The sequence below is a fragment of the Allorhizobium pseudoryzae genome (assembly GCF_011046245.1).
In the GTDB taxonomy this organism is placed as follows: Bacteria; Pseudomonadota; Alphaproteobacteria; order Rhizobiales; family Rhizobiaceae; genus Neorhizobium; species Neorhizobium pseudoryzae.
Genome location: NZ_CP049241.1, coordinates 35,224 through 60,318, shown reverse-complemented (window position 1 = coordinate 60,318; position 25,095 = coordinate 35,224). Strand labels below are relative to the sequence as shown.

Annotated in this window: 30 protein-coding genes; 21 read left to right on the top strand and 9 right to left on the bottom strand. The window is 63.6% G+C overall.

Going from position 1 to position 25,095, the window contains the following annotated elements:
* Positions 1-32: 32 nt before the first annotated feature.
* Positions 33-440 carry a peptide-methionine (R)-S-oxide reductase MsrB gene (msrB, locus tag G6N78_RS00355; protein ID WP_165214370.1) on the bottom strand — a complete coding sequence of 136 codons (408 nt, stop codon included), beginning with the start codon at positions 438-440 and terminating at the stop codon, positions 33-35.
* A 203-nt stretch (positions 441-643) separates the two neighbouring features.
* On the opposite strand from msrB, the gene G6N78_RS00350 reads away from it, so the two are divergent.
* From G6N78_RS00350 to G6N78_RS00305, 10 genes are all read left to right on the top strand, one after another.
* A complete protein-coding gene (locus G6N78_RS00350; protein WP_165214368.1) occupies positions 644-2,995 on the top strand; it encodes a putative monovalent cation/H+ antiporter subunit A in 2,352 nt (783 codons plus the stop codon).
* Positions 2,992-3,411, top strand: coding sequence for a Na+/H+ antiporter subunit B (locus tag G6N78_RS00345; protein WP_165214366.1), 420 nt, complete (start codon positions 2,992-2,994; stop codon positions 3,409-3,411). The genes G6N78_RS00350 and G6N78_RS00345 overlap by 4 nt, the downstream gene beginning before the upstream one ends.
* Positions 3,411-3,788 carry a Na+/H+ antiporter subunit C gene (locus G6N78_RS00340; protein ID WP_165214364.1) on the top strand — a complete coding sequence of 126 codons (378 nt, stop codon included), beginning with the start codon at positions 3,411-3,413 and terminating at the stop codon, positions 3,786-3,788. The genes G6N78_RS00345 and G6N78_RS00340 overlap by 1 nt, the downstream gene beginning before the upstream one ends.
* An 11-nt stretch (positions 3,789-3,799) precedes the next feature.
* Positions 3,800-5,389 carry a Na+/H+ antiporter subunit D gene (locus G6N78_RS00335; RefSeq protein WP_165214362.1) on the top strand — a complete coding sequence of 530 codons (1,590 nt, stop codon included), beginning with the start codon at positions 3,800-3,802 and terminating at the stop codon, positions 5,387-5,389.
* Positions 5,386-5,859, top strand: a complete 474-nt coding sequence (locus G6N78_RS00330) for a Na+/H+ antiporter subunit E (protein WP_165214360.1) — start codon at positions 5,386-5,388, stop codon at positions 5,857-5,859. The genes G6N78_RS00335 and G6N78_RS00330 overlap by 4 nt, the downstream gene beginning before the upstream one ends.
* Complete coding sequence (locus G6N78_RS00325) at positions 5,859-6,215, top strand: cation:proton antiporter (protein ID WP_165214358.1); 357 nt, start codon at positions 5,859-5,861, stop codon at positions 6,213-6,215. The genes G6N78_RS00330 and G6N78_RS00325 overlap by 1 nt, the downstream gene beginning before the upstream one ends.
* Before the next feature lie 4 nt (positions 6,216-6,219).
* Complete coding sequence (gene mnhG / locus G6N78_RS00320; protein WP_165214356.1) at positions 6,220-6,555, top strand: monovalent cation/H(+) antiporter subunit G; 336 nt, start codon at positions 6,220-6,222, stop codon at positions 6,553-6,555.
* Positions 6,556-6,954: 399 nt separating this feature from the next.
* On the top strand, positions 6,955-7,386 hold the full coding sequence (locus G6N78_RS00315) for a Ros/MucR family transcriptional regulator (protein ID WP_165214354.1): 432 nt from the start codon (positions 6,955-6,957) through the stop codon (positions 7,384-7,386).
* A 275-nt stretch (positions 7,387-7,661) separates the two neighbouring features.
* Complete coding sequence (locus G6N78_RS00310; protein ID WP_165214352.1) at positions 7,662-8,075, top strand: helix-turn-helix domain-containing protein; 414 nt, start codon at positions 7,662-7,664, stop codon at positions 8,073-8,075.
* On the top strand, positions 8,068-8,856 hold the full coding sequence (locus G6N78_RS00305) for a DUF6456 domain-containing protein (protein ID WP_165214350.1): 789 nt from the start codon (positions 8,068-8,070) through the stop codon (positions 8,854-8,856). Before G6N78_RS00310 ends, G6N78_RS00305 begins: the two co-directional genes overlap by 8 nt.
* A gap of 10 nt (positions 8,857-8,866) precedes the next feature.
* Here G6N78_RS00305 and G6N78_RS00300 read toward each other — a convergent pair whose 3' ends face one another.
* Positions 8,867-9,289 (bottom strand): SufE family protein, encoded by a 423-nt coding sequence (locus G6N78_RS00300; protein ID WP_165214348.1) that lies wholly within the window; start codon positions 9,287-9,289, stop codon positions 8,867-8,869.
* Positions 9,290-9,468: 179 nt separating this feature from the next.
* On the bottom strand, positions 9,469-9,924 hold the full coding sequence (locus tag G6N78_RS00295; RefSeq protein ID WP_165214346.1) for a DUF5330 domain-containing protein: 456 nt from the start codon (positions 9,922-9,924) through the stop codon (positions 9,469-9,471).
* A 485-nt stretch (positions 9,925-10,409) separates the two neighbouring features.
* Here G6N78_RS00295 and G6N78_RS00290 point away from each other — a divergent pair, with 485 nt between their 5' ends.
* From G6N78_RS00290 to G6N78_RS00280, 3 genes are all read left to right on the top strand, one after another.
* Complete coding sequence (locus G6N78_RS00290; protein WP_165214344.1) at positions 10,410-11,933, top strand: sensor histidine kinase; 1,524 nt, start codon at positions 10,410-10,412, stop codon at positions 11,931-11,933.
* Positions 11,905-12,885, top strand: coding sequence for a peptidoglycan-binding domain-containing protein (locus tag G6N78_RS00285; RefSeq protein WP_165214342.1), 981 nt, complete (start codon positions 11,905-11,907; stop codon positions 12,883-12,885). The genes G6N78_RS00290 and G6N78_RS00285 overlap by 29 nt, the downstream gene beginning before the upstream one ends.
* A gap of 78 nt (positions 12,886-12,963) precedes the next feature.
* Positions 12,964-13,338 carry a type II toxin-antitoxin system RelE/ParE family toxin gene (locus G6N78_RS00280; RefSeq protein WP_165214340.1) on the top strand — a complete coding sequence of 125 codons (375 nt, stop codon included), beginning with the start codon at positions 12,964-12,966 and terminating at the stop codon, positions 13,336-13,338.
* Between the two features lie 16 nt (positions 13,339-13,354).
* On the opposite strand, the gene G6N78_RS00275 is transcribed toward G6N78_RS00280, so the two are convergent.
* Both G6N78_RS00275 and G6N78_RS00270 read right to left on the bottom strand, forming a co-directional pair.
* Positions 13,355-13,681, bottom strand: coding sequence for a helix-turn-helix domain-containing protein (locus G6N78_RS00275; RefSeq protein WP_234905836.1), 327 nt, complete (start codon positions 13,679-13,681; stop codon positions 13,355-13,357).
* An 82-nt stretch (positions 13,682-13,763) separates the two neighbouring features.
* Positions 13,764-13,997: a TraR/DksA C4-type zinc finger protein gene (locus G6N78_RS00270; protein ID WP_165214338.1), complete on the bottom strand. Its 234-nt coding sequence runs from the start codon at positions 13,995-13,997 to the stop codon at positions 13,764-13,766.
* Positions 13,998-14,185: 188 nt separating this feature from the next.
* On the opposite strand from G6N78_RS00270, the gene G6N78_RS00265 reads away from it, so the two are divergent.
* Entirely contained in the window at positions 14,186-14,527 is a 342-nt protein-coding gene (locus G6N78_RS00265) for a DUF1491 family protein (RefSeq protein WP_165214336.1), read from the top strand.
* A 19-nt stretch (positions 14,528-14,546) separates the two neighbouring features.
* On the opposite strand, the gene G6N78_RS00260 is transcribed toward G6N78_RS00265, so the two are convergent.
* Positions 14,547-15,527 (bottom strand): DUF2336 domain-containing protein, encoded by a 981-nt coding sequence (locus G6N78_RS00260; protein WP_234905835.1) that lies wholly within the window; start codon positions 15,525-15,527, stop codon positions 14,547-14,549.
* Between the two features lie 680 nt (positions 15,528-16,207).
* Here G6N78_RS00260 and G6N78_RS00255 point away from each other — a divergent pair.
* On the top strand, positions 16,208-16,387 hold the full coding sequence (locus G6N78_RS00255; RefSeq protein ID WP_234905834.1) for a hypothetical protein: 180 nt from the start codon (positions 16,208-16,210) through the stop codon (positions 16,385-16,387).
* Between the two features lie 63 nt (positions 16,388-16,450).
* On the opposite strand, the gene G6N78_RS00250 is transcribed toward G6N78_RS00255, so the two are convergent.
* The 3 genes from G6N78_RS00250 to G6N78_RS00240 all read right to left on the bottom strand — a co-directional run bounded on the left by G6N78_RS00250 (position 16,451) and on the right by G6N78_RS00240 (position 19,901).
* Entirely contained in the window at positions 16,451-16,999 is a 549-nt protein-coding gene (locus G6N78_RS00250) for a DUF1254 domain-containing protein (protein WP_165214332.1), read from the bottom strand.
* Positions 16,992-17,576, bottom strand: a complete 585-nt coding sequence (locus tag G6N78_RS00245; RefSeq protein ID WP_165214330.1) for a DUF1214 domain-containing protein — start codon at positions 17,574-17,576, stop codon at positions 16,992-16,994. The genes G6N78_RS00250 and G6N78_RS00245 overlap by 8 nt, the downstream gene beginning before the upstream one ends.
* 120 nt (positions 17,577-17,696) lie before the next feature.
* Positions 17,697-19,901, bottom strand: coding sequence for a transglycosylase domain-containing protein (locus tag G6N78_RS00240; protein ID WP_165214328.1), 2,205 nt, complete (start codon positions 19,899-19,901; stop codon positions 17,697-17,699).
* Positions 19,902-20,084: 183 nt separating this feature from the next.
* On the opposite strand from G6N78_RS00240, the gene G6N78_RS00235 reads away from it, so the two are divergent.
* From G6N78_RS00235 to G6N78_RS00215, 6 genes are all read left to right on the top strand, one after another.
* Positions 20,085-20,555 (top strand): YcgN family cysteine cluster protein, encoded by a 471-nt coding sequence (locus G6N78_RS00235; RefSeq protein ID WP_165214326.1) that lies wholly within the window; start codon positions 20,085-20,087, stop codon positions 20,553-20,555.
* 130 nt (positions 20,556-20,685) lie between these two features.
* Complete coding sequence (locus G6N78_RS25905; protein WP_272955618.1) at positions 20,686-20,808, top strand: hypothetical protein; 123 nt, start codon at positions 20,686-20,688, stop codon at positions 20,806-20,808.
* Complete coding sequence (locus G6N78_RS00230; RefSeq protein ID WP_165214324.1) at positions 20,809-21,234, top strand: type II toxin-antitoxin system VapC family toxin; 426 nt, start codon at positions 20,809-20,811, stop codon at positions 21,232-21,234.
* A gap of 104 nt (positions 21,235-21,338) precedes the next feature.
* A complete protein-coding gene (locus tag G6N78_RS00225) occupies positions 21,339-21,620 on the top strand; it encodes a YrhK family protein (protein ID WP_165214322.1) in 282 nt (93 codons plus the stop codon).
* Between the two features lie 107 nt (positions 21,621-21,727).
* Positions 21,728-22,621, top strand: coding sequence for an NAD-dependent epimerase/dehydratase family protein (locus G6N78_RS00220; RefSeq protein ID WP_165214320.1), 894 nt, complete (start codon positions 21,728-21,730; stop codon positions 22,619-22,621).
* Between the two features lie 277 nt (positions 22,622-22,898).
* On the top strand, positions 22,899-25,088 hold the full coding sequence (locus G6N78_RS00215; RefSeq protein WP_165214318.1) for a methyl-accepting chemotaxis protein: 2,190 nt from the start codon (positions 22,899-22,901) through the stop codon (positions 25,086-25,088).
* The last annotated feature ends 7 nt before the right edge of the window (positions 25,089-25,095 follow it).

Genomic DNA, 25,095 nt, shown 5'->3' with positions numbered 1-25,095 from the left:
GGTGGGGGTTTTGTCTCTCTCCGGCGTGCCCCTCACACCGGCTCGAACACCATCGCGTAGCCATTGATGCAATAGCGCAGGCCGGTCGGCTTGGGGCCGTCCGGGAAGACGTGGCCGAGATGCCCGTCGCAGGTGGCGCAGCGGATTTCCGTGCGCACCATGCCATGCGAGGTGTCGCGCAGTTCCACCACCGCATCTTCATTGAGCGGCGCGAAATAGCTCGGCCAGCCGCAGCCGGAATCGAACTTCGTGTCCGAAACGAACAGCGGCGTATCGCAGCCGGCGCAGCGGTAGAGCCCGGCCTGCTTGTTGTCCCAGTAGGGACCGGTAAACGCCCGTTCGGTGCCGGCCTGCCGCAGGATGCGGTATTGCTCCGGCGTCAACTGTTCACGCCATTCCTGATCACTTTTGTTCACCTTTTTCGTGACAGTGTCCGACATCACTTGCTCCTCTCGTTTCGTCCCTAGATAGGGAGTGCGAACGGTCGGAAAAAGGTCGAATGCGTGTCGATTTCCGCCCGCACTACGTTGAGCCCATGGTTTTCATGCCGTAAACAGGGCTCGCCTGTGGCAGTTGATGAATGTGGCGAAGGGGAGAGGTTCAGCATGGCAGACCGCGCAGCCGAAAGGCGAGGGACATCGAGATGACCTTGTTGTGTCTTTTCCTGCCCTTCATTGCCGCGGCCCTTGCCCCGCTTGCCACCCGGCATTTGAAGCACAATGCCGCCTGGGTTCTGGCGCTGGCGCCGGCCTTTTCGTTCGTTTATTTCGCCGGCTACCTGCCGGAAATCGCCGCCGGCGAGGTGGTGACGGGCGGTTACGCCTGGGTCCCGAGCCTCAATCTCTCCTTCTCCTGGTTCATCGACGGCCTGTCGCTCACCTTCGCGCTGTTGATCACCGGCATCGGCACGCTGATCGTGCTCTATGCCGGCGGTTACATGAAGGGTCATGCGCAGCAGGGGCGCTTTTTCTCCTTCATCCTGCTCTTCATGGGCGCGATGCTGGGGCTCGTTCTCTCCGACAGCTTCCTGATGCTGTTCGTCTATTGGGAACTCACCTCGATCACCTCCTTCCTGCTGATCGGCTTTGACCATCAGCGGGAGGCCGCGCGCCGCTCGGCGCTGCAGGCGCTGGTGATCACCGGTGGCGGCGGTCTCTTCCTGCTCGCAGGCCTGATTTTCCTCTGGAACATCACCGGCGTCACACAGCTGTCGCTGCTCGTCCATATGGGCGATGCACTGCGCGCCAGCCCCTTCTATCTCGCCACGCTGCTTCTGGTGCTGGGCGGCTGCTTCACCAAATCGGCGCAGTTTCCCTTCCATGCCTGGCTGCCGAATGCCATGGAGGCGCCCACCCCGGTCTCCGCCTACCTGCATTCCGCCACCATGGTGAAGGCCGGCGTCTACCTCTTGATGCGCCTCAACCCGGCACTCGGCGAAACCGCGGCCTGGGAAATTCTGCTTCCCTTCTTCGGCGGCATCACGCTGATCGTCGGCACGCTTTTGTCCTTGCGCCAGACGGATCTGAAGCTGATGCTGGCCTATACCACCATGGCCTCGCTCGGCCTTCTGGTCATGCTGACGGGCTTTGACAGCGAACATTCGGTGGCCGCCGCCGTGCTCTATCTCGTGGCCCATTCGCTGTTCAAGGGCGCGCTCTTCATGGTCGCCGGCATCATCGATCACGAGGCGGGCACGCGCGATGCAACGAAGCTCGGCGGTCTCGCCAAGGCCATGCCGATCACCTTTGCCGCCGGCCTGTTTGCGGCACTCTCGATGGGTGGCCTGCCGCTCTTTTTCGGCTTCCTCGCCAAGGAGGAGATCTATTATGCGCTGGCGGCGGGTGATCTGCGCTCGATGCTGTTTACCGTCGTTGCCATCATCGGCAACGGGCTGATGTTTGCGATCGCCTTTGCGGTCGGCCTGAAACCCTTCATCGGCAAGCCGGTCAAGACGCAGAAACATGCCCATGAGGGCCCGCCGCTGCTCTGGCTCGGCCCGGCCGTGCTGGCGCTTCTCGGACTTCTGGGCGGCATCCTCTCCGGTGTCGCGCATCATTTCATTTCGACGCCGATGGCAACCGCCGTGAAGGGCGTGCCGACGGAAGTCACCATCTCCACCATCCCGCATGTCGGCATTGCGCTCGCGCTCTCCGTCGTCACGGTTGCCTTCGGCGTTGCGGTCTATCTCCTGATCGATCGCGCCCGGGCGCTGATGGTGCGGGTGCTGGATGCGATCGGCCCCGGTCCGGACAAGGCCTTCGATGCGCTCCTCGCCGGCCTCGTGCGCCTGTCGGTGAAGGTCACGCGGATCACCCAGCCGGGCCGCATGGAGGTCTATGTCACCGCCACCTTCCTCATTCTCGCCGCCACCCTGCTGGTCCCGCCGATCCTCTACGGCGAACTGCCGGCCATGCCGCGCTTGCCCTCGGGTGTCATGGTGCACGAATGGGCGTTTTTCGGCCTCGCCCTCATCGGTCTCGTGGCGGTGCTGACGGCAAAGAACCGTCTGACGGCCATTGCAGCGCTCGGCATCCAGGGGTTCGCGGTGGCGGTGATCTTCCTGCTGTTCGGCGCACCGGATCTGTCGTTCACCCAGTTCATGGTGGAAACGCTGTCGGTCGTCATCCTGGCGCTCGTCATGACACGGTTGCGGCTTGCCCCCTCCGATCACCGGCCCATGGGACAGATGCTGTTGGATGGTGCGATTGCCCTTGCCTGCGGAACGGGCTTTGCGCTGATGCTGATGAAATCCACCGAAAGCGCCTTCAACAATAACCTCACCGAGTTCTTCAACGCCTATGCCAAGGTCATCGCCCACGGCTCGAACGTGGTGAACGTCATCATCGTCGATTTCCGTGGAACGGATACGCTGGGCGAGATTGCCGTGGTGATGATCACCGGCCTCGCCATTCTGGCGCTGATCCGCATCCGCGCCGGCGGCCCGCTGAAACCGGCCGACAACAATCCGGACCAGAACGGAGGGCACGCTCCATGAACACGCTGATCTTCCGCACCGTCGCGCCCTTCCTCACCGCGCTGATGATCCTGTTTTCCGTCTTCGTGCTGCTGCGCGGCCATAACGAACCGGGCGGCGGTTTCATCGGCGGACTGATCGCGGCGTCTGCCTTCGCCATCTACGGCATTGCCTATGGCGTGGCGGCGGTGCGCCGGGCGATCATCTTTCACCCGATGTCGATTGCCGGTGCCGGCCTGCTGATTGCCGTCGTCTCCGGCCTCATCTCGGCCTTTGTCGGGGTGCCCTTCATGACCGGCATCTGGATCTATCCGCGCCTGTTCGGCGTCGAGGTGCCGCTCGCCACCGTGATCTCCTTCGATATCGGCGTCTATCTCGTCGTGGTGGGTGCCATCACCTCGATTGCGCTCGCACTGGAAGAAAGGGAGGAGGACTGATGGAGGTTCTTCTGGCATGTCTGGTCGGCGCCTTTTTCGCCGCCGCCATCTACCTCATCCTGTCGCGCCACACCGTGCGCATGCTGCTCGGCATCGCGATCCTCGGCAACGCGGTCAACCTTTTGATCTTCACCGGCGGACGTCTCACGCGCGAAGTGCCGCCGATCATCGGCATCGGTCTTGATACCCTGCCGGCCGGCGCCGCCAATCCGCTGCCGCAGGCCCTCATCCTGACGGCGATCGTCATTTCCTTTTCCTTCTTCGCCTTCCTGCTGGTGCTGACCTACCGCGCCTTCCAGGAACTCGGCACCGACGATACCGACGAGATGCGTCTGGCCGAACCGAAGAGTGAACCCATGCCGCCTGCCGGCTACTGAGACGAGACAAGATGGCCGCAGTTACCTCCACTCCCGTAGATCTCTCCGCCGCCTTCGTCATGGCGCCGACCGTGCCCGGCGACTGGCTGGTCATCCTGCCGCCCGCGCTGATGATCACCGCCGGCGCGCTGCTGATGATGGTCCGTCACCGCATCCACCTGCATGCGCTGATCGCCATTCCGGCGCTCGTGCTGCTCGTTCTGACCGACGCGGCCTTGCTCTACAAGGTCGTCGCCGAGGGACCCGTCACCATGATGATGGGCCGCTGGCTGCCGCCCTTCGGTATCGCCTTCACCGTCGATCTGTTCGGCGCGCTGATGTGCTTCGTGGCCGGCATCGTGGCGCTCGCCGCCGGCATTGCCGCGCTGAAGGATATCAACGACAGCAGCCGCCGCTACGGTTTCTTCCCGTTCCTGCTGCTTCTGATGGCCGGTGTCTCGGGCGCCTTCCTCACCGGCGACGTCTTCAACCTCTATGTCTGGTTCGAAGTGCTGCTGATCTCCTCCTTCGGCCTGCTGATCCTCGGGTCGGAGCGCGAGCAGATCGACGGGGCAATGAAATATGCGGTGCTGAACCTGATCGGCACGACGTTGTTCCTGATTTCGGTCGGCTATCTCTATGCGATCTTCGGCACGCTCAACATGGCCGATATCGCGCTGAAGGCCCGCGAGATCGAGGGCGCGCCGCTGATGACGCTGTCGGCGCTGTTCGTGCTTGCCTTTGCCATGAAGGCGGCGGCCTTCCCGGTCAATTTCTGGCTGCCCGCCTCCTATCACACGCCGCGCATCACGGTCTCGGCGCTGTTCGGCGGCCTGCTCACCAAGGTCGGCATCTATGCGCTGATGCGCATCATGGTCATGCTGTTTCCGCTGCAGCGCGAGGAGCTCAGCCTCGTCATCGGTGTGCTCGCGGCACTCACCCTGATCGTCGCGGCGCTCGGCATGCTGGCGCAGGATGATATGCGCCGCATGGCGGGGTATGCCGTCATCGTCGGCATCGGCAACATGCTGGCCGGCATTGCCGTCGGCACCGTCGCCGGCATCAGCGGCGCGCTGCTCTATGCCCTGCATTCGATCCTGGCGATGACGGCACTTTATCTCGTCATCGGCCGCGCGGCAGCTCTCACCGGCACCTTCAGCCTGTCGGGCGCGGGCGGCATTTACCGTATCGCCCCGGGCTTCGCCTTTGCCTCGCTGGCGCTGTTTCTCGCGGTTGCCGGCCTGCCGCCGTTTTCGGGGCTCTGGCCGAAGATCATGCTGGTCAAGGCCTCGCTCGATATCGGCGCCTGGTGGCTGGCGGGCACCATCCTGCTCTCCGGTTTCCTCACCACGGTGGCGCTCGGCCGCACCTTCCTGTTTGCCTACTGGCGCCCGCCGCTGACGACGCCAAGTGCGGCCTCCGTGCAGGGGGCAGCGCTTGCCGGCGGAAAGCTGGCGCCGGACAGGCTCACCACCTGGCCGCTCTACGGCCTAATTGCCATCGTCACGCTCTTCGGCCTGTTGCCGGAAGGCCCGCTCAGCCTGTCGCAGATGGCGGCCGAGGGGCTGTTGCAGCCGGTCTCCTATATCCAGTCGGTTTTCCCGCAGGCAGGTGCACAATGACAGCATTTACCATGAACGTGCTGTTCGCCGTCGTCTGGGTGGCGGTCAGCGGCAGCGCGACCTTCCTCAACTTCCTGTTCGGCTTCGTCATTTCCGCCTTTGCCATCGGTCTCATCCGCGAGCAGGCGAATGGCGTCAGTTACTTAAGCCGGATCGGCCGAATCCTGTCCCTGACGGTGCTGTTCTTCAAGGAACTGGCGCTGTCGGCCTGGAAGGTGGCGGTGCTCGTCACCCGCCCGACGCTCGACGTGAAACCCGGCATCTTCGCCTTTCCGCTGACGGTGGACCGCGATTTCGAGATCACCCTTCTCGCCAATCTCATCACCCTGACGCCGGGCACACTCTCGGTCGATGTATCGGAAGACCGCACGCTGCTTTACGTCCATGCCATCGACTGCTCGGATGTCGAGGGCACGAAACGCGATATCGCCGAAGGGTTCGAACGCAAGATCATGGAGGCTTTCCGCTGATGACCGCTCAAGCTCTGCTCGATGGCGCCATCTGGCTGGCGCTCGCTCTTCTCGGCCTGTCTTTCCTTGCCACCGCCTACCGCGTGATCGCCGGCCCGACGCTGGGGGACCGGATTGTCGGGCTCGACATGCTGGTCGGCATCGCGATCGGCTTCATCGCGGTGATCGCGGTCAAGACCGGCTTCACGCTCTATATCGATGTGGCGATCGCGCTCGGCCTCGTCGGCTTCCTGGCGACGGTCGCCTTTGCCCGCTTCATCCTGTCGCGCAAGACGGCGGATGAGCAGGGGGCCCTGGAGCCGATCCACGGGTCGGACCGCGTCATCCAGCCGGTTTCCACGGGCAAGGGGGAGTAGAGCCATGATCATTACCGTTCTCACGGCAGCGCTTCTTCTGTGCGGATCGGCGTTTGCACTGGTCGCCTCGATCGGTCTCTTGCGTCTGCCGGATCTCTTCACGCGCATGCATGCGGCGTCCAAAGCCGGCACAGTCGGCTCCGGTTTGCTGCTTCTGGCGGCCGGTCTGCATGCCGGAGATCTGGCGATCTTGTTTCGCGCGCTCGCCGGTTTCCTGTTTTTTATCCTGACCGCTCCCATTTCGGCACACTTGCTGGCCAAAACGGCACACCAGGTAGGATATCGTTTACATCCTTCGACGATTATTGACGAGTTACGCCGCGACAGGCCTCTTGAATAACGCAGATTGTGGCACAAATACTTCCGCTGCCCCGCAAACCTGGATCGTGTTGAGTTCTATTTGCGTTCAACCACAGGAGATCCATCGACTTGGGGCAGCAAATTGTATTTTGACTTTCTGCCGAAGGATGTTAATCGCTACAGTGTAGAACGCAGATATTGATCCGCTTCGCGATCTCTCCTCATTCCAGTTGTGAAAAGCTTTATATAAGCAGGTTGGAATTATTGAGGGAGTGACGGAACGGCCAGTATCAACCGGGCTCGGTGGTGTTGTCCCGCTTGGATCTAGGGGTGGATCCGGGCGTCTGTCAGAAAACGGGACACTGTTGCTGAGGCTCGGCGCGATCTGCGCGGGACATGGTCTGGCCGACCTGTCCTCGAACGAAACAGGAGATACGAAATGACCGAACCTGTCGCCGACAAGGCGCCTGACCTTTTGGTGGAACTCACCGCCGATATCGTCGCCGCCTATGTCAGCAATCATGTTGTGCCCGTGAGCGATCTCTCGACCCTGATCGCCGACGTGCACAGCGCCCTCAGCAACACGACCTCGCCCGCGCCTGCACCGACCGCGGTCGAAAAGCCAAAGCCGCCGGTTCCGATCCGCAAGTCGATTGAAGACGACTACCTGATCTGCCTCGAAGACGGCATGAAGTTCAAGTCGCTCAAGCGCCACCTGATGACGCACTACAACATGACGCCGGAAGAATATCGCGAGAAGTGGGGCCTGCCCGCCGACTATCCGATGGTTGCTCCGGCCTATGCCCAGGCCCGTTCGCGGCTTGCCAAGGAAATGGGTCTCGGCCAGCGCCGCAAGCGCGGCGCCAAGTAACGCCCGGATCAAGGCCGCCGGCCACGGCGGCTGACGCGGACCTGCACAACGCAAAGATCTGCCCATATCTCAGATCGCCGGAAGGGATGCCTTCCGGCGATCTGCGTTTGTGATCATGGTTGCGGGGATGAGGAGGAGAAAATAATCCTAGATTGATTGGGGATGAAGGGCGAAAATCCAAGGGAATCAGCGCTGCGGAAAATCCGAGAGATGCTTTCCTTATCCCCGCGGATCATTTAGGTTGTATGAATTAATTCCTATTTTGGGAGTTGTTCATGACTTACGATCTTCAGCCCGGCCCGTTCGCAGCCGCTCCTTCTCTCCAGCATCGACCGTTCCACGGGTTTTATCCCCCGGCCCATCTGCCGATGCGGCAAGTCTGCCGTCTCGTCCGCCAGGTGGTCGGCGAAATCATCAGCCTCACCGGAGACCGCACCCAGATGCGGCGCGACCGGCGCCGCATGCTCTGCCATGTCCGCCAGATCGCCATGTATGTCTGCCACGTGTCGCTCAGCATCCCGCTGACGGAAATCGGCCAGGCCTTCGGGCGTGACCGCACCACCGTCGGCCATGCCTGCCATGTGGTGGAGGACCGCCGCGACGATCAGGCCTTCGACGATTTCATCACCGGGATCGAGCGCATCGTCAGCGTCATCTTTGCCGGCCGGGGGGAGCAGGACCATGATTAAGGCCGAGCGCCGCATGCTGCTGCACCTCTTGCGCCTTGCCCTGAAGGGGCCGTGCCGGCTGCGCAGGGAAGGCGATGGGCTGGTCCTGGAGCAGTCCGGCCGGCACCTGCCGGTCACGGAGAAGGTTCTGGCCGAGGCCGTTTCGCTTGGTCTCGTCACCCGGCAGGCGGGAAGCATCATTGCCCTGCCGGAGGCGGCGGCGCACCTGCGCCGGGCGCTGCAGGAGGACAAGGAGGAGGGCTTTGCCGCGCAGCACCGGCAGATTGCCGAGGAGCAGAGGGTGGTGGACGGTGCGACCCAGCCGGTCTGCCGCAATCTCGCCGAATCGCCGCTGTCCGTGCTGTCGCGTCTGAAGGAACGCTCCGGCGCGGCTTTCCTGCCGCAGGCGGCCATCGATGCCGGCGAACGGCTCGCCGCCGATTTCGAGCGTGGCCATCTGCAGCCGAAGGTGACGGCGAGCTGGGAGCCGCGCATCGCCAGCCGCACACCCGGCGAACGGGGCGGGCTCGCCGACCTGACCGACAGCGCGGTGGCGGCACGCCTTCGGGTCAATGCGGCACTCGACGCCATGGGGCCGGAACTCTCCGGCGTGGCGCTCGATGTCTGCTGCTTCGGCAAGGGGCTGGAACAGGTGGAACGCGAACGCTGCTGGCCGGCGCGCTCCGCCAAGCTGATGTTGCGCACGGCGCTTCTGGCGCTTGCCCGCCACTATGCTCCGCCGCCGGCGAATGCGCGGCGTCGGCACGCCTGGGGCGCAGACGGCTTTCGTCCCGAGCATTGAAGGGAAGGGGTCAGGCGGTCGCGGAGACGGCGGCCGCCTCGTCGCGGATGCGTTTCACCATCGAGCGCAGGCCGTTGGCGCGCTGCGAGGAGAGGTTTTCCACCAGGCCGATCTTGTCGAAAATGCCGATCAGGTCGGTCGCGGCGATCTCGGAGGCGCGTTTGCCGGAACAGGCGGCGAGCACGATCGCCACCAGCCCGCGCACGATATGCGCATCGGAATCGCCCTCGAAGGTCATCACCGGATCGGCACCGTCGCCGCGATGCGAGACGAGCCAGACCTGGCTTGCGCAGCCATTCACCTTGTTGTCGGCCGTGCGCTTGTCCTCCGGCAGATCCGGCAGCGCCTTGCCGAGTTCGATCACATACCGGTAGCGATCTTCCCAATCGTCGAGGAAAGCGAAGTCGTCGATGATCTGGTCGATGCTGGTCATGGCTGCTCCTTCACGGCTCAGGCCCTCATATAAACCAAATCGCGGCGAACGGTAGGTGGTCGAACCGCAAGAAAAAAGAACGCCGCAAGACCGAAATCTTGCGGCGTCAGCAGAAGCTGAAACAGGTGGGCTTGACAGGCGCCGAGGGATCTCGACGCAAGAGGATGAAGGACCGCGGGTCAGCGGTCCGGGCGGCGTTGCGGCAGCGGCACCGTGCCCGTCACCACGGCATCGGCCGTGGCCGCCGCAGACAGTGCCTCCGGCTTCGGCGGCATCGGCTGGCTTGCGACGGAACCGGTGCTCATGGGCAGACCGGGTGCGGCTGCGGCGGCAAGCGCCGGTTTGTCGTCGGTGCCGGACAGCTGGCTGTCCAGAAGCTCATAGGCAACCTTGGCGCCCTCACGGGCCCGAAACGCAATCGCCGTGAATGTTTCGGCGCCCTTTTCGCAGACATCCGGCTTTTCGGTGCACAGACCCTGCAGATAGGTATAGGCGCCGGTCGCGGCGACAAAGGCATCGGTCAGTTGCAACTGGGACGCGGGCTCTTGACCCGACGGGGCTGGCTGGCTGCCGAAATAGGACAGCGCAACGAGGACCGCGGTAAATCCCATGCTTGTCTTGATCAGGAACCACATCTTGCCTTCACCTGCTGCTTCTCGCCGCTGCCGGATCCGTTCCGGTCTTGGATGAGCACACCCTAGCCGCCATCGAAAAACGTCCCCTTGCGGTAAAAGCTGCGATTTGACGCGAATTTGTATCGAATTTTACCGATCGCCGGCGCCGGGCCGGCAAATGGCCATGTCCCTCGCATTTTAGGGGTCGCCATTAAGCATAATTGCGGCAGTACCCCTGAAAGCTGTGGACTTTGCGCAGCGATTTTGCCGCATTCCTTAACGTGATGCAGAAAATTGTTGGAAATCCGGTGCTTACGCCCTGTTAACCACAACCGGAGATGCATCGTTCCGAGACAGCGAAAGCGCCATTTCGGGGCCATTCCGGGACCTTGGACGCCCCTTCTTTTATAGTTTCCTTAAGCCAGCGGCGCCTATGGTCGGGGCATCAAGATTCGCGATTAGGTATCAGCGTGCGCGTATTCAACGACATCGGCAGAAGGCTGGCCATGGGGTTTGCCCGGGGGCTCGCCAAGCGGTTCGACCGCCTGTCCCTCGGCTGGCTGAGGCAGCTCGGCAAGACCGAGCAGCCGTCGGCATCCGATGTCGTGGTTCTGCGTCTGCTGACCGCCGCCTGCCTGCTCAGCCTTGTGCTCCTGCCGGTGCTCTCCAGCCTGCTGCTCGGCCCGGCGCTCGGCCTGCCGGTATCGGCTGCCCTCATCATCGCAACACTTCTGTTCTTCTCGGCCGCCGCCCTGTGGCTCCTGCGCCCGCAGGAGGTGGAGACGGTTGGCTCGGATGCCGCCGATCTCGTTTTCGAAGCCTGCCCCGGCCTGCTTCTCGTCTGTGATGCCCATGGCATGATCCTGAAGAGCGGCGGTCGTGACCGCACGCTGCTGCCGGCCGTCAGGCGCGATCCGCGCGGCCTGTCGATTGCCGAACTCGTGCATGTGTCGGACCGGATTGCCGTTGCCCAGGCGCTCGATGCGCTGCGCCAGGGCCAGCAGAGTGCACGGGTGGACGCCCGCGTCGAACACGGGCTCGATCCGGAAGGCGGGCGCCAGTTCGTGGCCGTCCGCCTCGATCTCTCCGCGGCCACCGGCGGCGACGACGCCCTGCAGAACGTGCTCGTCCAGATCACCGACGTCTCCGACGAACTCCAGCTGCGCGAAGACATCATCGAGCGCACCGCCGAAGCGCTCTCCGCCCATGAGGCGAAGTCGCGGTTCCTCGCCGCGGTCAGCCACGAACTGCGCACACCGCTCAACGCCATCCTCGGCTTCTCCGATGTGCTGGCGGGGGAATATTTCGGCGCGCTGCAGAATGACCGCCAGAAGGAATATGTGTCGCTGATCCGCCAGTCGGGCGCGCATCTGCTGTCGGTCGTCAACACCATGCTCGACATGAGCCGCATCGAGGCGGGCCGTTACGAGCTGATCACCGAGCCTTTCCGTATCGCCGAGGCGATCGAGACCTGCCGCGCCATGCTCGACCTGCAGGCACGCAACAAGGGCGTGACGCTGACCACACGCGTCGCCCGTGGTCTCGGCGAAATCGTTGCCGACCGCCGCGCCGTGCAGCAGATCCTCATCAACCTGACGGGCAATGCGGTGAAGTTCACCGAAAGCGGCGGCGTCGTGTCGATCGATGCCGAACAGCGTGGCCGCAATCTCGTCATCTCCGTCAGCGATACGGGCATCGGCATTGCCGCCGACAAGATGGATACGCTGGGCCAGCCTTTCGTGCAGGTCCAGGGCGATTACAATCGCGGCTACGAAGGCACCGGCCTCGGCCTGTCGCTGGTCAAGGGGCTCGTCTCCCTGCACGGTGGACAATTCGCGATCGAAAGTCGCCTGGGAGAAGGAACCGTGGTAACCGTGACCCTGCCGATGGAGGGGCCGGGAGACAGTATCGACGTCAGCGATGCCGACGGTGCAATGGAATTTCCGCCGCGCCTGCGCCTGGAGCAGGACACGGCGGCAACGCGAGAACAGGGATTTGCGCATGACCGCGCGAAAGCGAAAAGCGCCTGACCGGAAAAGGAAACCGGTCAAGGAGCCTGGCCTTCTGGTAAGCCTGCTGACGGCGGCAGGCCGTCAGGCGGCGCGCAATCCGCGCGGCGTCGGGGCAAGCCTCTGCATGGCCGTCGCCTTCAGTTTTGTCGTCGCCAATGCGCTCTGGTATCAGCCGGGCGGCCACCCGCATCCCTTCCTGCGCACGCGGGATCCGGAAGATCCGAATGCGATCGCCGGTTACCGGCCGGCCGAGCGCGAACCGGCGCATAATGTCACCACCTTCCGCATCGAACGCCAGAGCGACACACCGCCCGCGGTGGCCGCAAGACGCCCGCAGACGCCGGTCGATCTGCCGGAAACCACCGCCGCCACCTCCGGCACCTCCTCTGGCGCACCGTCCAATGCCTCGCCCGCCTACGCCGATCCGCTGCTGGTGAAGCCGCCACAGGCGGCAGACGACATCGCTGCCGCCATCCAGCAGCCCTTGCCCGCCACGGTCGCCGTGCCCGCGCAGCGCCCAGCCGGCAATCTCGCTGCGGAAGATCCGGTCGCCGCCGCCATCCGCGCTGCCGAGCACAAGCCGGCGACGCAGCAGGTGGCAAGCGCGGCGCCGAAGCCCGCCCCGAAGACGGGCGCAAGCCTGAAGCCGCCCGCCGAGATCCCGCCGACATCGCCCGAGACCCTCGCAGCGCAGCCGGCCCGCGCCTCCGCAGCCGATCAGGCCGCCGCGCGTGCGACAAACGCCTCCGTCCAGCCGAATGCGACGCCCGACCTTGCCGACGTCAATCTGGTGATGCAGATCCAGCGCGGCCTTGCCAACATCGCCTATACGGATGTGAAGGTGGACGGCGTCGCCGGCGCCCAGACCCGCGCCGCCATCCGCCACTTCCAGAAACACTACCGCCTCGCCGAAAACGGCGAACCCTCCGAAGCGGTCCTGAAGAAACTGAAGTCGATCGGCGCGCTGTAAGTCATTTTCAGCACTGGTGCATTGATCACAATCGCGCCTATTGTTGCCTGACAGCTGTGGTCGATACAGCGAGGAACAATGGCAGCGAAGACAATCGTCTACGTGAACAGCGCAGCGAAAAGGGCGGTGCGTGACCTGCCGGCAGACATTGCCACGGATTTCCTGAACGATCTCACCTTTGTTGCAGCCGGGAAAAGCCCGAGGTCGGACTTCAAACCTCTGCCATCCGTCGGACCGGGTGTGATCGAATTGATCGAGAACGGTTCGCCGGCCTTCAGGCTGATGTACTGCGCGAAATATCTCGACACCGTCTACATCCTCCACGCCTTCACCAAGACGACGAACGGCATCGACCGGGCCGCGATGGCGACCGTCGAAAAGCGCTACAAGGAGATGATGGCGATCGTTCGAGAGGCGGAAAAGGCTGCCAGGAAAGGCGCCAAGCGGCCCTAGGCCCGATTGGGGCGTGTCAGGCCACGTCCCGCTCGACTTCAACCGCGCAGATCACCGTCTGATCGCCGGTCATGGACGGGCGAAGCCGATAGCCGAGCTTGGCCAGGTAACCGATAAGCCGGTCGGAGGAGAACAGGCTGATCTTGCCGCGCAGCAATTCGCTGACGCGCGGCTGCGCAATGTCGAGAACCTTTGCGATTTCGGCCTGTTTCCAGCCCTTGCTTTCCAGGATGTCGATCAGCGTCATCAGCAGGTCCGACCGGAATTGCAGGTCAGCGGCAAGTGCAGGGTCCTCGGTGATCGACTCGAATATGTTGGTGTATTCGAGCTTTTCCATCATCATGCTGGCTCCGGATATATACCGATTTCAGTATAAATGCCGGTTTGGCGCGCGCATGTCAATGCCCGCACGACGGCGATCCGTCTTACTTTGGGTGTTCCTGCGCAAACACCAGCAATTGCCAGACCACGGGTCCCAGCACTGCGTGTTCGTGGTGGGCGGTGGGGATCTGCTGGCGCCGGCCGACGACGATCTCGTCGCCGCAGGTGCGACAGCGATAGATTCCGGCATTCAGCGTGATCTGGCCGGGCAGCCAGTCCTTGTCGAAGGCGGTGACATCGCTCTGGATCATGTGGTGCGGATATTTGTACTTCGCCATGGGGTCTCCTGCCGCTGGATGGTCTTCGGCTCCAGTTAAGACCGTGATCGTTCTGGTCGTATGAAGACGGGCCGCCTTGTGTTCGGTAACCCGGCAAGCTTGCGCCTGGCGGAGTATATCCTCGGTTGCGATGTCTTCAAAAGGCGGCGGAGGGTTTCCATCCGCTGCCATCGGGTCTATGCGAAAGCATGCGTCTTCGATCCGATATCTTTGTCTCCGCCCTGACCCGCCGTGTGTTTTCCATGGGCGGCTTTGCCGCCGTCGAACGCCGCGGTGCCGATCAGGCGGGTGCGATCTTCATCCGCCTGCGCCACCGGGATGGGACGGAAGACCTGTTCGGCCCGGCGCCGCAGATGCTGGTGGGCGAGGAGGGCGGTCGCACCTTCGAGCGCCGCCTGCAAGCGGCCGACGCGGAAGCCGTCGAGGCGCTGATTGCCCGCGAACTGCGCTTTGACAGCGATCTGTGGCTGATCGAACTGGACATCGCAGAGATCGGCGATCTCATCGATCTCGTGGCGGACGAAAACTGACCGCCCGCCGCAACTTCATTCAGCGGGCCCGGCGGAAGGAAAGGCGTTCGTTGGCCGCGGCCTTCAGGGCCGATCCCGGCTCGACGGCCGGTTTCAGCACTTCGCGGTCGGCATAGGTGTAACGGTCGGCCCGGCGCCAGGCCTCGACGCGGCGTCCGCATTCGTTGTCGTCGAGCTGCTCCCACAGAATGGTGCTGCGGGTGGTGCCGCCGATCTCCTCGCTCAGGTGATTGTAGAGCCGCTCCAGCACGAAGAGCGCCTCGTCCGCGGCCATGCCGATGCCCTTCAGCGTCGTGCCGAGCTGGTGGCCGGAAATGTCGAGCATGATGCGCTCGGCAAGCCAGCGGCTGGCCGACAGCGTATCGGCCAGCGCCGTCGCAAAGGCATCCGCCTCGCGGGCGCGGGCAAACCGCACCAGGAGCGCCTCCTGCACCGGGCTGATGGTGCGAAGGCCGAGACGGTCTGTGAGGGAAGGGGATTGCTGGCGGGCGAGATGCTTGATCGTGCTGCGCAGCGCCTCCTCGCGGGAAACCTGGTCGTCTGCCCCCGTTGGGGCAAGCGCAGCCGTCGCTTCGGCCTGTGGCTGGGCCTGCGATTGAGCCTGGGCTGGCTGTTGCGGCGGAACGGTCTGAGCCGCCGTCATCGCGGCGCGGCTGTGGCGAAGGCCGACCAGAGCATCGACGACGGCCGGCGAGATATTGTCACGGCGCACGATGGCGCGGGCATGATCGACCCCTTGCGTGCGGGCAATCGCGATCAGCGTCTCGTCGTCGAGGCAGGGCGAGGCGGTCAGGAAAGGCGCGGCAACGGCAATCGGCTGGCAGGCAATGAAGAAGGCGACGGCTGAGGGAACGTTCGGCGAGCGGGAAAGTGCCGCCACGGCCTGGCGGCGGGCCTCGTCGCTGGAGGCTTCGAACAGCGGCGCAAACAATTCGGCGAACTGGCGCAGTTCGGATTTCCCCGGGTGGTCGAGTTCCTCGAAGCTCGTCACCGTGGCCATCAGAACCACATCCTTTCTGCGCATTGCCTGCGGCCTTTCAAGTTCACGGTACCGGTCCACGGGTAAATCCACCAACGCAAAACTCTAGGATAGACAGTTGAACCTCACCTCGGGCGCGTCATACGCCCGGGTCCTGCCGAACAGGATGCTGAGAAGCCGACGGCCCGGGAGACATCCGGCGCCAGTGCCGCCTGGCATGGTTAAACAATCTATGCACGGCGAGGTTAACCGCTGGTGAAGAGGCGCAGACGCGTCCGGCTTTTGCACGCCTGTGTCTCAAAGCGTTGCATTTTGGCCGCGCCCGCCACGCCTCCGCCGCCTTTCTCCGAAAAACCTGTGTCCCGTCCGGGCATCGCAAGCCTCGCGCAAGCGTCGAGGCCAATGAAATTGGTTCATTAGCATTAACGAATTGTTAGGGAGGTTGCGGTTCAATTCGAGATAGACGCGTGAATCGTCAGAAACACCGCCGGTTCGAACCCGGCAGTTTTCCATCTCGGTGGGGAGAACCACCGGACGCTTTCATGCGTTGAAAGTATCGCTGGACCTGATGGTTCCGTCGGAACCGGGTCTGCCGAGAAAGACGCAGATGCCTTGCAAGAGGATGCGTCAGCCCGCTGGTCGCGGGCAGGGTGAGATCGGTCCGTCCTTCATCCGTCTCGAATGTTCTTGAGGAGACGCGCATGGCAGAGATTGTGGTACTGAAGAACTGGCGTGACAGACATCCGGAACGGGCGCTGATGCGGCTCGAGCGGCGGGATGGTGCCGATGTGGTTCTCTTCACCGGCGTGCGCTACGAGCGCCTGGAGGAGATGACCCACCGGACGATGGACGAGATCTCGTTTCGCGCCGACAAGCATTAACACCGTGACCCCTGACCGGGGCTCTCCGCACGACCCCTCGTGCGGCATGGGAAAACCTGCGCATTATTGCCAGGCCATCTGCCCGCAATCGGCCTCGGCCAGAAACTGCGTCGCCATCGGCCGGAAACTCATCTGCGGGGAGAGAACCCGCAGGACCGCGTAGCCGAGCGGCTCCGCTGTTTCCACGATGATCGACTGCATCAGGCTTGAGGGCATCGCCCTGCGCAGCGCTGTCGCCTGCACCGGCGTCGCGACGATCACGTCCAGCATGCCGCCGGCGGATGTCCGGTCGTTGATGCTGAAGGTCTCGTTCGAGGCCTGATCAAAGGTGGCGAGCGACCAGAAGGGCACTCCGTCGCCGGCCGACAGCCGCACCGGCGCCTCCGTCACGTCGAAGGCGCAGACGGCAACCTCCAGAAACGGATCCTCCTTGGCAAGTCCGCTGGCATCCCTGCGGGCACTGAGCGCATGGAAACGGAAAGGCTGGCCTTCTCCCAGTACCTTCGAATAGGCGTCCCGTTCGCTGAAGGAGGGAAGCGCCAGGATGATGATGAGGTGCAGCAGCGCGGCCCCCACCAGTCCCGTCAGGATCGCCAGCAGCACCTTAAGCATGACCGCACCCGATCCGTTCGAGCGTCGGCATGGTGAGATCGATCAGGCCGGAACTGCCGGCGGTCGGGGTGTCGAGCAGGGTCAGCACCAGGCGGAAGGGTTTGCTGCCCTTCACCGCCAGCCAGTTGCCGGGCTCTGCGGTCGCCGATACGGCAATCGCAAAACTGCCGTCGGCCTCGCGAAGCACGGTGCGGGAATTGAGCGCCATCGGCAGCGCCCCGTCGATGCGCGGCGGCAGTCCGTCGATTTCGGCAAACAGCGTCCAGGCCCGTGTCGGCGGCGTCTGGCCCTTGATCGCATAGCGGCAGGTGCCGGACAGCGGCTGGCCGTCGTCATCCACGCTGGCCGCAAACCGCAGCCCTTCGGCACTGCCGAACAACAGCCGGCCGGCATTGGCGCGGTGCGCCTTGGCGTAGGGGTCGGCGTCTGCCGTCTGCGCCTCGGGGAAGGCCTCCCAGGCGCCGAGCTTGATCGCGCCGAAACCGGTCGTCGCGTCCAGCGCCACAAGCGTCGACCAGATGCCGAGGCCGAAGGCGATCGCAAGGCTGAGCGCGACGAGAAGGGGGAGGCGAAACAATCGATGAGACCTATCTGCTGTTTGGTCAGAGCGTTAGCATTGTTTGCCTTGCGGGAAAATGGCGCCTGTCCGATTTTGGGTCAGGCGAGGGAAGGCCGTCGCCCGGCCTGGGCTTGGCCCTCACGGTTTGGCCTTGTCCGGCGCCAGGCTGCCGCGGACGCTGGCTTCCGCCACCTTCTGGGCCGGGTTCGCCACCAGCGGCCGGGCACTGGAGAGGTCGGCACCGATCCGCCGCAGGATGCGCGTGCTTTCCGCCGAGAGCGAGCGGGGACGCATGAGGGCAGGGGGCTGCGCTGCACCCGCGCCGGCTTTTGCCGCCACGGCCGGGCCCGACCCGTGCGTGCCGTGCGGCAGCGGGTTGTCGATGCCGGGAATGGGTTTGAGCTCGATGCCCTGGTGCGCGTAGTCCATCAGCTTCTTGAAGGTCATGGCCGGCAGCGAACCGCCCGTCATGTTCTTCGTCGAGGTGAAGTCGTCGTTGCCGAACCAGACGGCGGTCGTGTAATTGCCGGTGAAACCGATGAACCAGGCATCGCGGTAGCTCTGCGAGGTGCCGGTCTTGCCGCCGGTGACGATGCCGCCGTCGAGTGCTGCCCGTTTTGCCGTACCGATCACCGGGATCTGCGTCAGCATGCGGTTCATGGAGGACATGGCCTGTTCCGAGACGACGCGTTGCGCGGGCGGCTCGTCGCGGTTGAAGTTGTAGAGCACATTGCCGTCGTAATCGAAGATTTCGGCAATGCCGTGCCGATGGGTCTGGTAGCCGCCGGCCGGCATCACCGCATAGGCGGTCGCCTGGTCGAGCACGGTCACCTCGGACGTGCCGAGCGGGATCGTCTTGTCGGAGCGCAGCGGCGTTTCCACGCCCATCTTCTTCGCCGTCTCGACGATCACGTCGAGGCCGAGCTCGTCCTTGGCGAGCCGCACGGGAACCGTGTTCAGCGATTGCGCCAAAGCCGACATCAGCGTCACGCGGCCCTTGTAGGAGCGGCCGTAATTCTGCGGCGACCAGCCGCGCCAGGTGATCGGCGCGTCCGAGATCACCGATTCCGGCGTGAAACCCTTCTCCATGGCGGCCGTATAGGTATAGAGCTTGAAGGAGGAGCCCGGCTGGCGAAGCGCCTTGGTGGCGCGGTTGAACTGGCTTTCGCCGTAATCGCGCCCGCCGACCATGGCGCGCACCGCCCCGCCATTCTCGATCATCACCAGCGCGCCCTGCTTGACCTGGTAGCTCTCGCCATATTCGCGCAGCGAGGATTCCATCGCCTCGTCGGCGGCCTGCTGCAGGCCGGTATCGATCGTCGTGCGCACCACGACCGAGTGCTTCTTCAGCTTGCCTTCGTTTGCCAGCCGCTGCACTTCGTCGAAGGCCCAGTCGAGGAAATAGTCGGGCGCCGCGGTCTTGGCCCGGTCGATGACGCTTGCCGGATTGCGCCTGGCCGCCACCACCTGACCCTCGGTCATCAGCCCGCTCTGCACCAGATTGGTCAGAACCTCGTTGGCGCGCGCGCGGGCCGCCGGCAGGTTGACATGCGGGGCATATTTCGCCGGCGCCTTGAAGAGGCCGGCGAGCATCGCCGCTTCGGCAAGGTTCACCTCGGTGATGTTCTTGCCGAAATAGAATTGCGCCGCCGCCGCCGCGCCAAAGGTGCCGGCGCCCATATAGGCGCGGTCGAGATAGAGCCTCAGGATCTCCTTCTTCGACAGGTTCGCCTCCAGCCACAGCGACAGGAAGGCCTCCTTGATCTTGCGCTCCAGCGACCGTTCATTGGTGAGGAACAGGTTCTTCGCCAGCTGCTGGGTGATGGTGGAGCCGCCCTGCACGACGCCGCCGGCGCGCGCATTCTCGCTCATGGCCCGCACGAGGCCGAGGAAATCGATGCCGAAATGGTCGAAGAAACGCCGGTCCTCGGTCGCCAGCACCGCCTTCACCAGATGGTCCGGCAGCGCGTCGATCGGCACGGAATCCTCGTGAATGATGCCGCGATGGCCGATCGTGTTGCCGAACCGGTCGAGGAAGGTGACGGCAAAATCGCCGCGCGAGCGCCAGTCGTCCTTGGTTTCCTCGAAGGCGGGAATAGCAAGTGCCAGAAGAAGGACGAAACCGGCCGTGCCGAAGGTCAGGCCCTCGTCGGCGATCTCGACGATCACCCGCTTGACGCCGCGCACCCGGAACTTGCGGGAGAAGATGGTGATCTCCTCCCAGATTTCGCCAAGCCGGAAGCCGAGGTTCCAGACGGTGGAATCGATCCAGCTGTCGAGACGCAGCAGAAGGTGGCGCCGTTTTGCGCTCGTCTTCTCGCTCTTTAGTGGATCGTCCTGCACGGTGACTGTTCCTCGCCTTGAAGCGCTTGCGGATCGTAAGCTTGACGTCAGCACCACGAAAGACGAAAAGCCTCAACGATCCTCTATCCGTGCAATGGCTGACAAATCGTTGATGCGCCGGCATGACGCCCGCCGTCTTGTGCGCATTTGGGAATATGTTCAGTCGGTGCTAAAAAAGACAAGATGAAAAATCCCTTCTGGAAGACCAAAAGCCTCGAAGAGTTAACGCCGGCGGAGTGGGAAAGCCTCTGCGACGGCTGCGGGCTCTGTTGTTTGAACAAGCTGGAGGACTGGGACACCGGTGAGGTGGCCTTCACCTCGGTCGCCTGCCGCCTGCTCGACGGGGAAAGCTGTCGCTGCTCCGATTACGAGAACCGCCAGAAGACCGTGCCGGACTGTATCCAGCTGACGGTCGAAAGCGTGCGCGACATCCCCTGGCTGCCGCCCACCTGCGGCTATCGCCTCGTGCGCGACGGCGAGGATCTCTACTGGTGGCACCCGCTCGTCTCCGGCGATCCCGACACCGTCCACCAGGCGGGCATCTCGGCCAAGGGCCGCACGGTCTCCGAGCTTGAGGTGGATGTCGATGATTTCGAGGACTATCTCGTCGACTGGCCGCTGCATGTGGGCGAGGGCGTAAAGGCGCGGGGGTGAGGGCCGTAAACCGCAAGGAGTTCTATTCCACCTTGAATTCTGCCTGGTTTAGGCTCATCTTCGGACGATGGCCCAGCTCAAGACGAAACCTGCAGACATGACCGTTCGCAATTCGCGAACAGGACAGTGTGTGACCGTCAAAGGCGCCGGCGCCTTGAAGGGGCAGGCGCTTGTCTTGAAGCCGGGGCTTGATCTCACCAAGCCAATTGCCGAGCAGGCGCTGAAGGAAAGCGATAATCCGAAAGCCAAGTAAGTGGCGGGCGTCGTCCTCGACACACATGCTCTCCTGTGGCTGGTGACGCAGCCAGAAACGCTTACAGAAGATGCGTTGATTGCGATCGCCACGGCACAGGAAAACAACAAGCTTTACCTGTCGCTGATCACGGCGTGGGAACTGGCCATTGCCGTCAACAAGAAGGCAAACGCTCCGGATATCGGAAATCTTGCCGTCAGGGACTGGCTCAGGGCGGCGGTCGCCGTGACGTCTTCCAAGATCGTGCCGATTGGCCCCTCGATTGCCCTTGAGGCGGCAAATGTCATTGCCGTCACAGGCCACAAAGATCCCGGAGATTGCTACATCATGGCGACGGCGCGACACAAAAAGGTGCCGATCGTCACCCGCGACGGCATCATGCGGAGGATCGCTGCGACGGGTTACATCGACGTTATAGGATGTTGAGCCGGCATCTCCCCTAAAAAACCCTCCGCCGCCCCGCCTTGATCCGCAACGCCTCTGCCCCAGATGCGCATTCTTGATCCACGCACGGCGAAGGAGGAGCGCAGATGCCATTCTTTTCCCCCGGAAGGGCTCTTGAGAGTGAACGGTCGCGGCGGATCTATGCCGTCTACGAGCTGATCTATACGGCGATCGATGTGGCGGCGGCGCTGCTGTTCATCACCGGCTCGCTTCTGTTTTTCCAGGACGAGACCCAGACAGCCGGCACCTGGTGTTTCCTGGTCGGCTCGTTCTGTTTCGCGGCAAAGCCGTTCTTGCGCATTGCGCGCGAGGTCTCCTATTGGCGCACCGGTGATTACGAGGATCTCGCTCGCCGCGCCGATGGCTGATCCTCCATTCCTCTTTGCCCATTCCCATTTGGCCTGCCGCACCCTATCTCTGGCCGCGACCAGTTCATGCGCCAAGCGAGGCGCCAGATCATGCGGAGGAGTTTTTGATGGGCAAGCGGATCATTTTTACCGGCGGCAGCGGCAAGGCCGGGCGGCACGCCATTCCCTATCTGATCGATCAGGGACATTCCGTGCTGAACCTCGACCGCAACCCGTTCCCCGGCGGTGCGGTGCCGACGCTCATTACCGATTTGACTGATAGCGGCGAAGTCTTCAACGCGCTGTCCCAGCACTTCGGCTTCGAAGGCCTGGAAAGCGGCGATGGGCCGGCGCCGGTCGATGCGGTGGTGCATTTTGCCGCCGTGCCGCGCATCCTGATCCGGCCCGATAACGTCACCTTCGCGGAAAACGTCACCTCCACCTACAATGTCATCGAGGCGGCGATGAAACTCGGCATCCGCAAGGTGGTGATCGCATCCAGCGAAACCACCTATGGCGTCTGCTTTGCCGAAGGCGACAAGGATTACCACGAATTCCCGCTGACCGAAGCCTATGACGTCGATCCGATGGACAGTTACGGCCTCTCCAAGGTGGTGAACGAAAAGACTGCCCGCGCATTTGCCATGCGCTTTTCGGCCGATGTCTACGCGCTCCGGATCGGTAACGTGGTTTCGCCGGAGGATTATGCCAATGTGCCGGCCTGGCTTGCCGACCCGATGAGCCGCAAGCGCAATGCCTGGAGCTACATCGATGCCCGCGACCTCGGCCAGATCGTCGATCTGTGCGTCGCCAAGGACGGTCTCGGCTTCCAGGTCTTCAACGCCGTCAACGACACGATCACCGCGGAAGAGCCGACGCGCGATTTCCTCGCCAAATGGGCGCCGAAGACGCCGGTGACCGGCGACATCGAGGAATTCGGCGCGCCGATCAGCAACGCCAAGATCCGCGAAGTGCTGGGTTTCAAGGAAAACCACAACTGGCGGAAGTATGTGAAGCGGTAGAGGCAGTAGGCAGTAGGGATGTCGTTCATCCGCTCTTCGGGCCCCTTCTCCCTGCGGGGAGAGGGAGGCTGCCCGAGCCTGAGCGGAGACCGGGCGAGGGGGCATCGGCGCATACACGCAAAACGACCCTGGGCTGTACTTGACAAACCGCAAGCTGCACGCAGCAACGAAGAGGAAATCGTAAATACAATCAAAGGTATATTAGAAAGCCTTTGATTATTGACGAAAAATTTACAGGACCCTGCAACCTTTGGGTTGTCATACGGGGACCTTTGCAATGCGTTTTTCAAACCTGTCCATCGCCACGCGCCTGTGCATCTGCGCGTTCGTACCTCTTGCCGCCGTCGCGGTGCTTGCCGTCCAGCTGGTGATGGATCAATACGCTTCCTATACGGCCTCGCAGCGCCTGGCCCATGCCAGCCTTCATATCGAAGAGATCAGCCATCTGGTGCAGCGGCTGCAGATGGAGCGTGGCCTCACCGCCGGTTTCCTCGGCTCGAAGGGCAAGGCCAACGGCCAGGAGGTGCAGGATGCCCGCAAGAAGGTGGACGAGGATCTGACCGGCCTGCCGCAGGTGCTCGCCAATGCCGCGGAGCTCGGCGTCGAAGCGGATGCGCTCGGCAAGGTCACGACCCGGCTCGGCGATCTTTCCGCCCTGCGCGGCGGCATCGACGCGCTGCAGGCCGCGCCGCCGCAATCCTTCGGTTTTTATACCGGCTTGATCGGCGACCTGATGGAGGTCACGCGGCGGCTTGCCCTGTCCGGCGGCGAAGATTCGATCGGCATGCGGCTGCAGGCCTTGCGCAACTTGAGCCTCGCCAAGGAACTCGCCGGCCAGGAACGCGGGCTTGGCAACGGGTTCATCACGGCAGGCCGCATTCCGCCGGATGCCTATCTCGGCTTTGCCCGTTATCTCGGTGCCGGCGATATTCTGCTGCAGGAATTTTCGCGGCTTGACCCGGTCCTGTTTGGCACCACGCTGAAGCCGTTCAACGAGGGGCCGCTGCGCCCGGACATCGAAGCGTTCCGGCAGAAGATGCTGCAGGTCTCCGGCGAGGCGTCCCTGTCCGGCCTCAACGCACGCGACTGGTTCGCCAAGACGACGGCGCGGATCGAGGTGATCCACGAGGCGGAACGGGCCGAAGTCAGGGCGATCCGCGCCGCGGCGGAACAGCTTGCGGCCGCTGATGCGCGGGAGCTGGTTCATGCCGGCGGCATTGCGCTGGGCTCGGTGGTGCTGACGCTCCTGCTCGGCGGCGTCACGCTTCTGGGCGTCGTGCGCCCGCTGCGCACCATGGTGCATGTGGTGGAAGCCCATGCCCGAGCCGAAAGTGGTGCCATGCTCAAGGCCACCGACCAGAAGGACGAGATCGGCCGGCTGGGCCGCGCCATCATCACCTGCATGGAAAATCAGGCCCGCCAGGCGCGTGAGGATGCCGAGGAACGCCAGCGCCAGAGCGAGCATCTGCGGCAGGAGGATCAGAAGCGCCATCAGCAGGAGGCCGAGCGGGCGCGAGCGGTGGAAAACGTGGTGCGCGAGATCGGCGAAGGCCTGGTGCAACTGTCCGGCGGCAACCTGACCTACCGGATCGATACCCGTTTCAGTCCCGAACTCGAACCGCTGCGCGAAGCTTACAATCGCTCCGTCGCGGCGCTGAAAGCCATCATGACGGAGGTCGGTGCCACGACCGTGACCCTGTCCAACGGCGTGCGCGAACTGCGCTCCGGCGCGGAGGACCTGGCGGAGCGCACCCAGCGCCAGGCCGCCTCGCTGGAGGAAGCATCTGCCGCCCTGACGGAGGTGACCGCCACGGTGGAAGAGACGGCAACCCGCATGCGCTCCGTCACCGGCATGACCATGAGCGCCCGCAAGAGCGCCGAGGCCTCGCAGGCCATCGTCGAGGACACGGTCAACGCCATGCAGAACATCGAGACCGCCTCCGGCCAGATCGTGCAGATCATCACCGTGATCGACAATATCGCCTTCCAGACGAATCTTCTGGCGCTGAATGCCGGCGTCGAGGCGGCGCGGGCGGGCGATGCGGGCAAGGGGTTCGCCGTGGTGGCCCAGGAGGTGCGCGAGCTTGCCCAGCGCTCCGCCACCGCCGCCCGCGAGATCAAGGCGCTGATCCAGAATTCCGCCGAAGCAATCGAAAGCGGCGTCGGCCTGGTGCAGAATTCCGGGCGCTTCATGGCGGAAATCCGTGAGCATATCCTGGCGATCGACCAGGAGATCGGCACCATCACCGAAGGGGCGCGCCAGCAGACGAATGCCATGTCGGAAATTTCCGCCGCCGTGCATGACATGGAGCAGCTGACCCAGCGCAATGCCGCTATGGTAGAGGAAAGCAACGCCGCCACCCACCAGATCGAACGGGAGAGCCAGAGCCTCTATGAGGCGATCCGCCAGTTCAGGCTGGAAGAAGGCATGGCCGCTCGTACCACCCCCCGCCGCGCCGCGGCCTGAGGCAGCC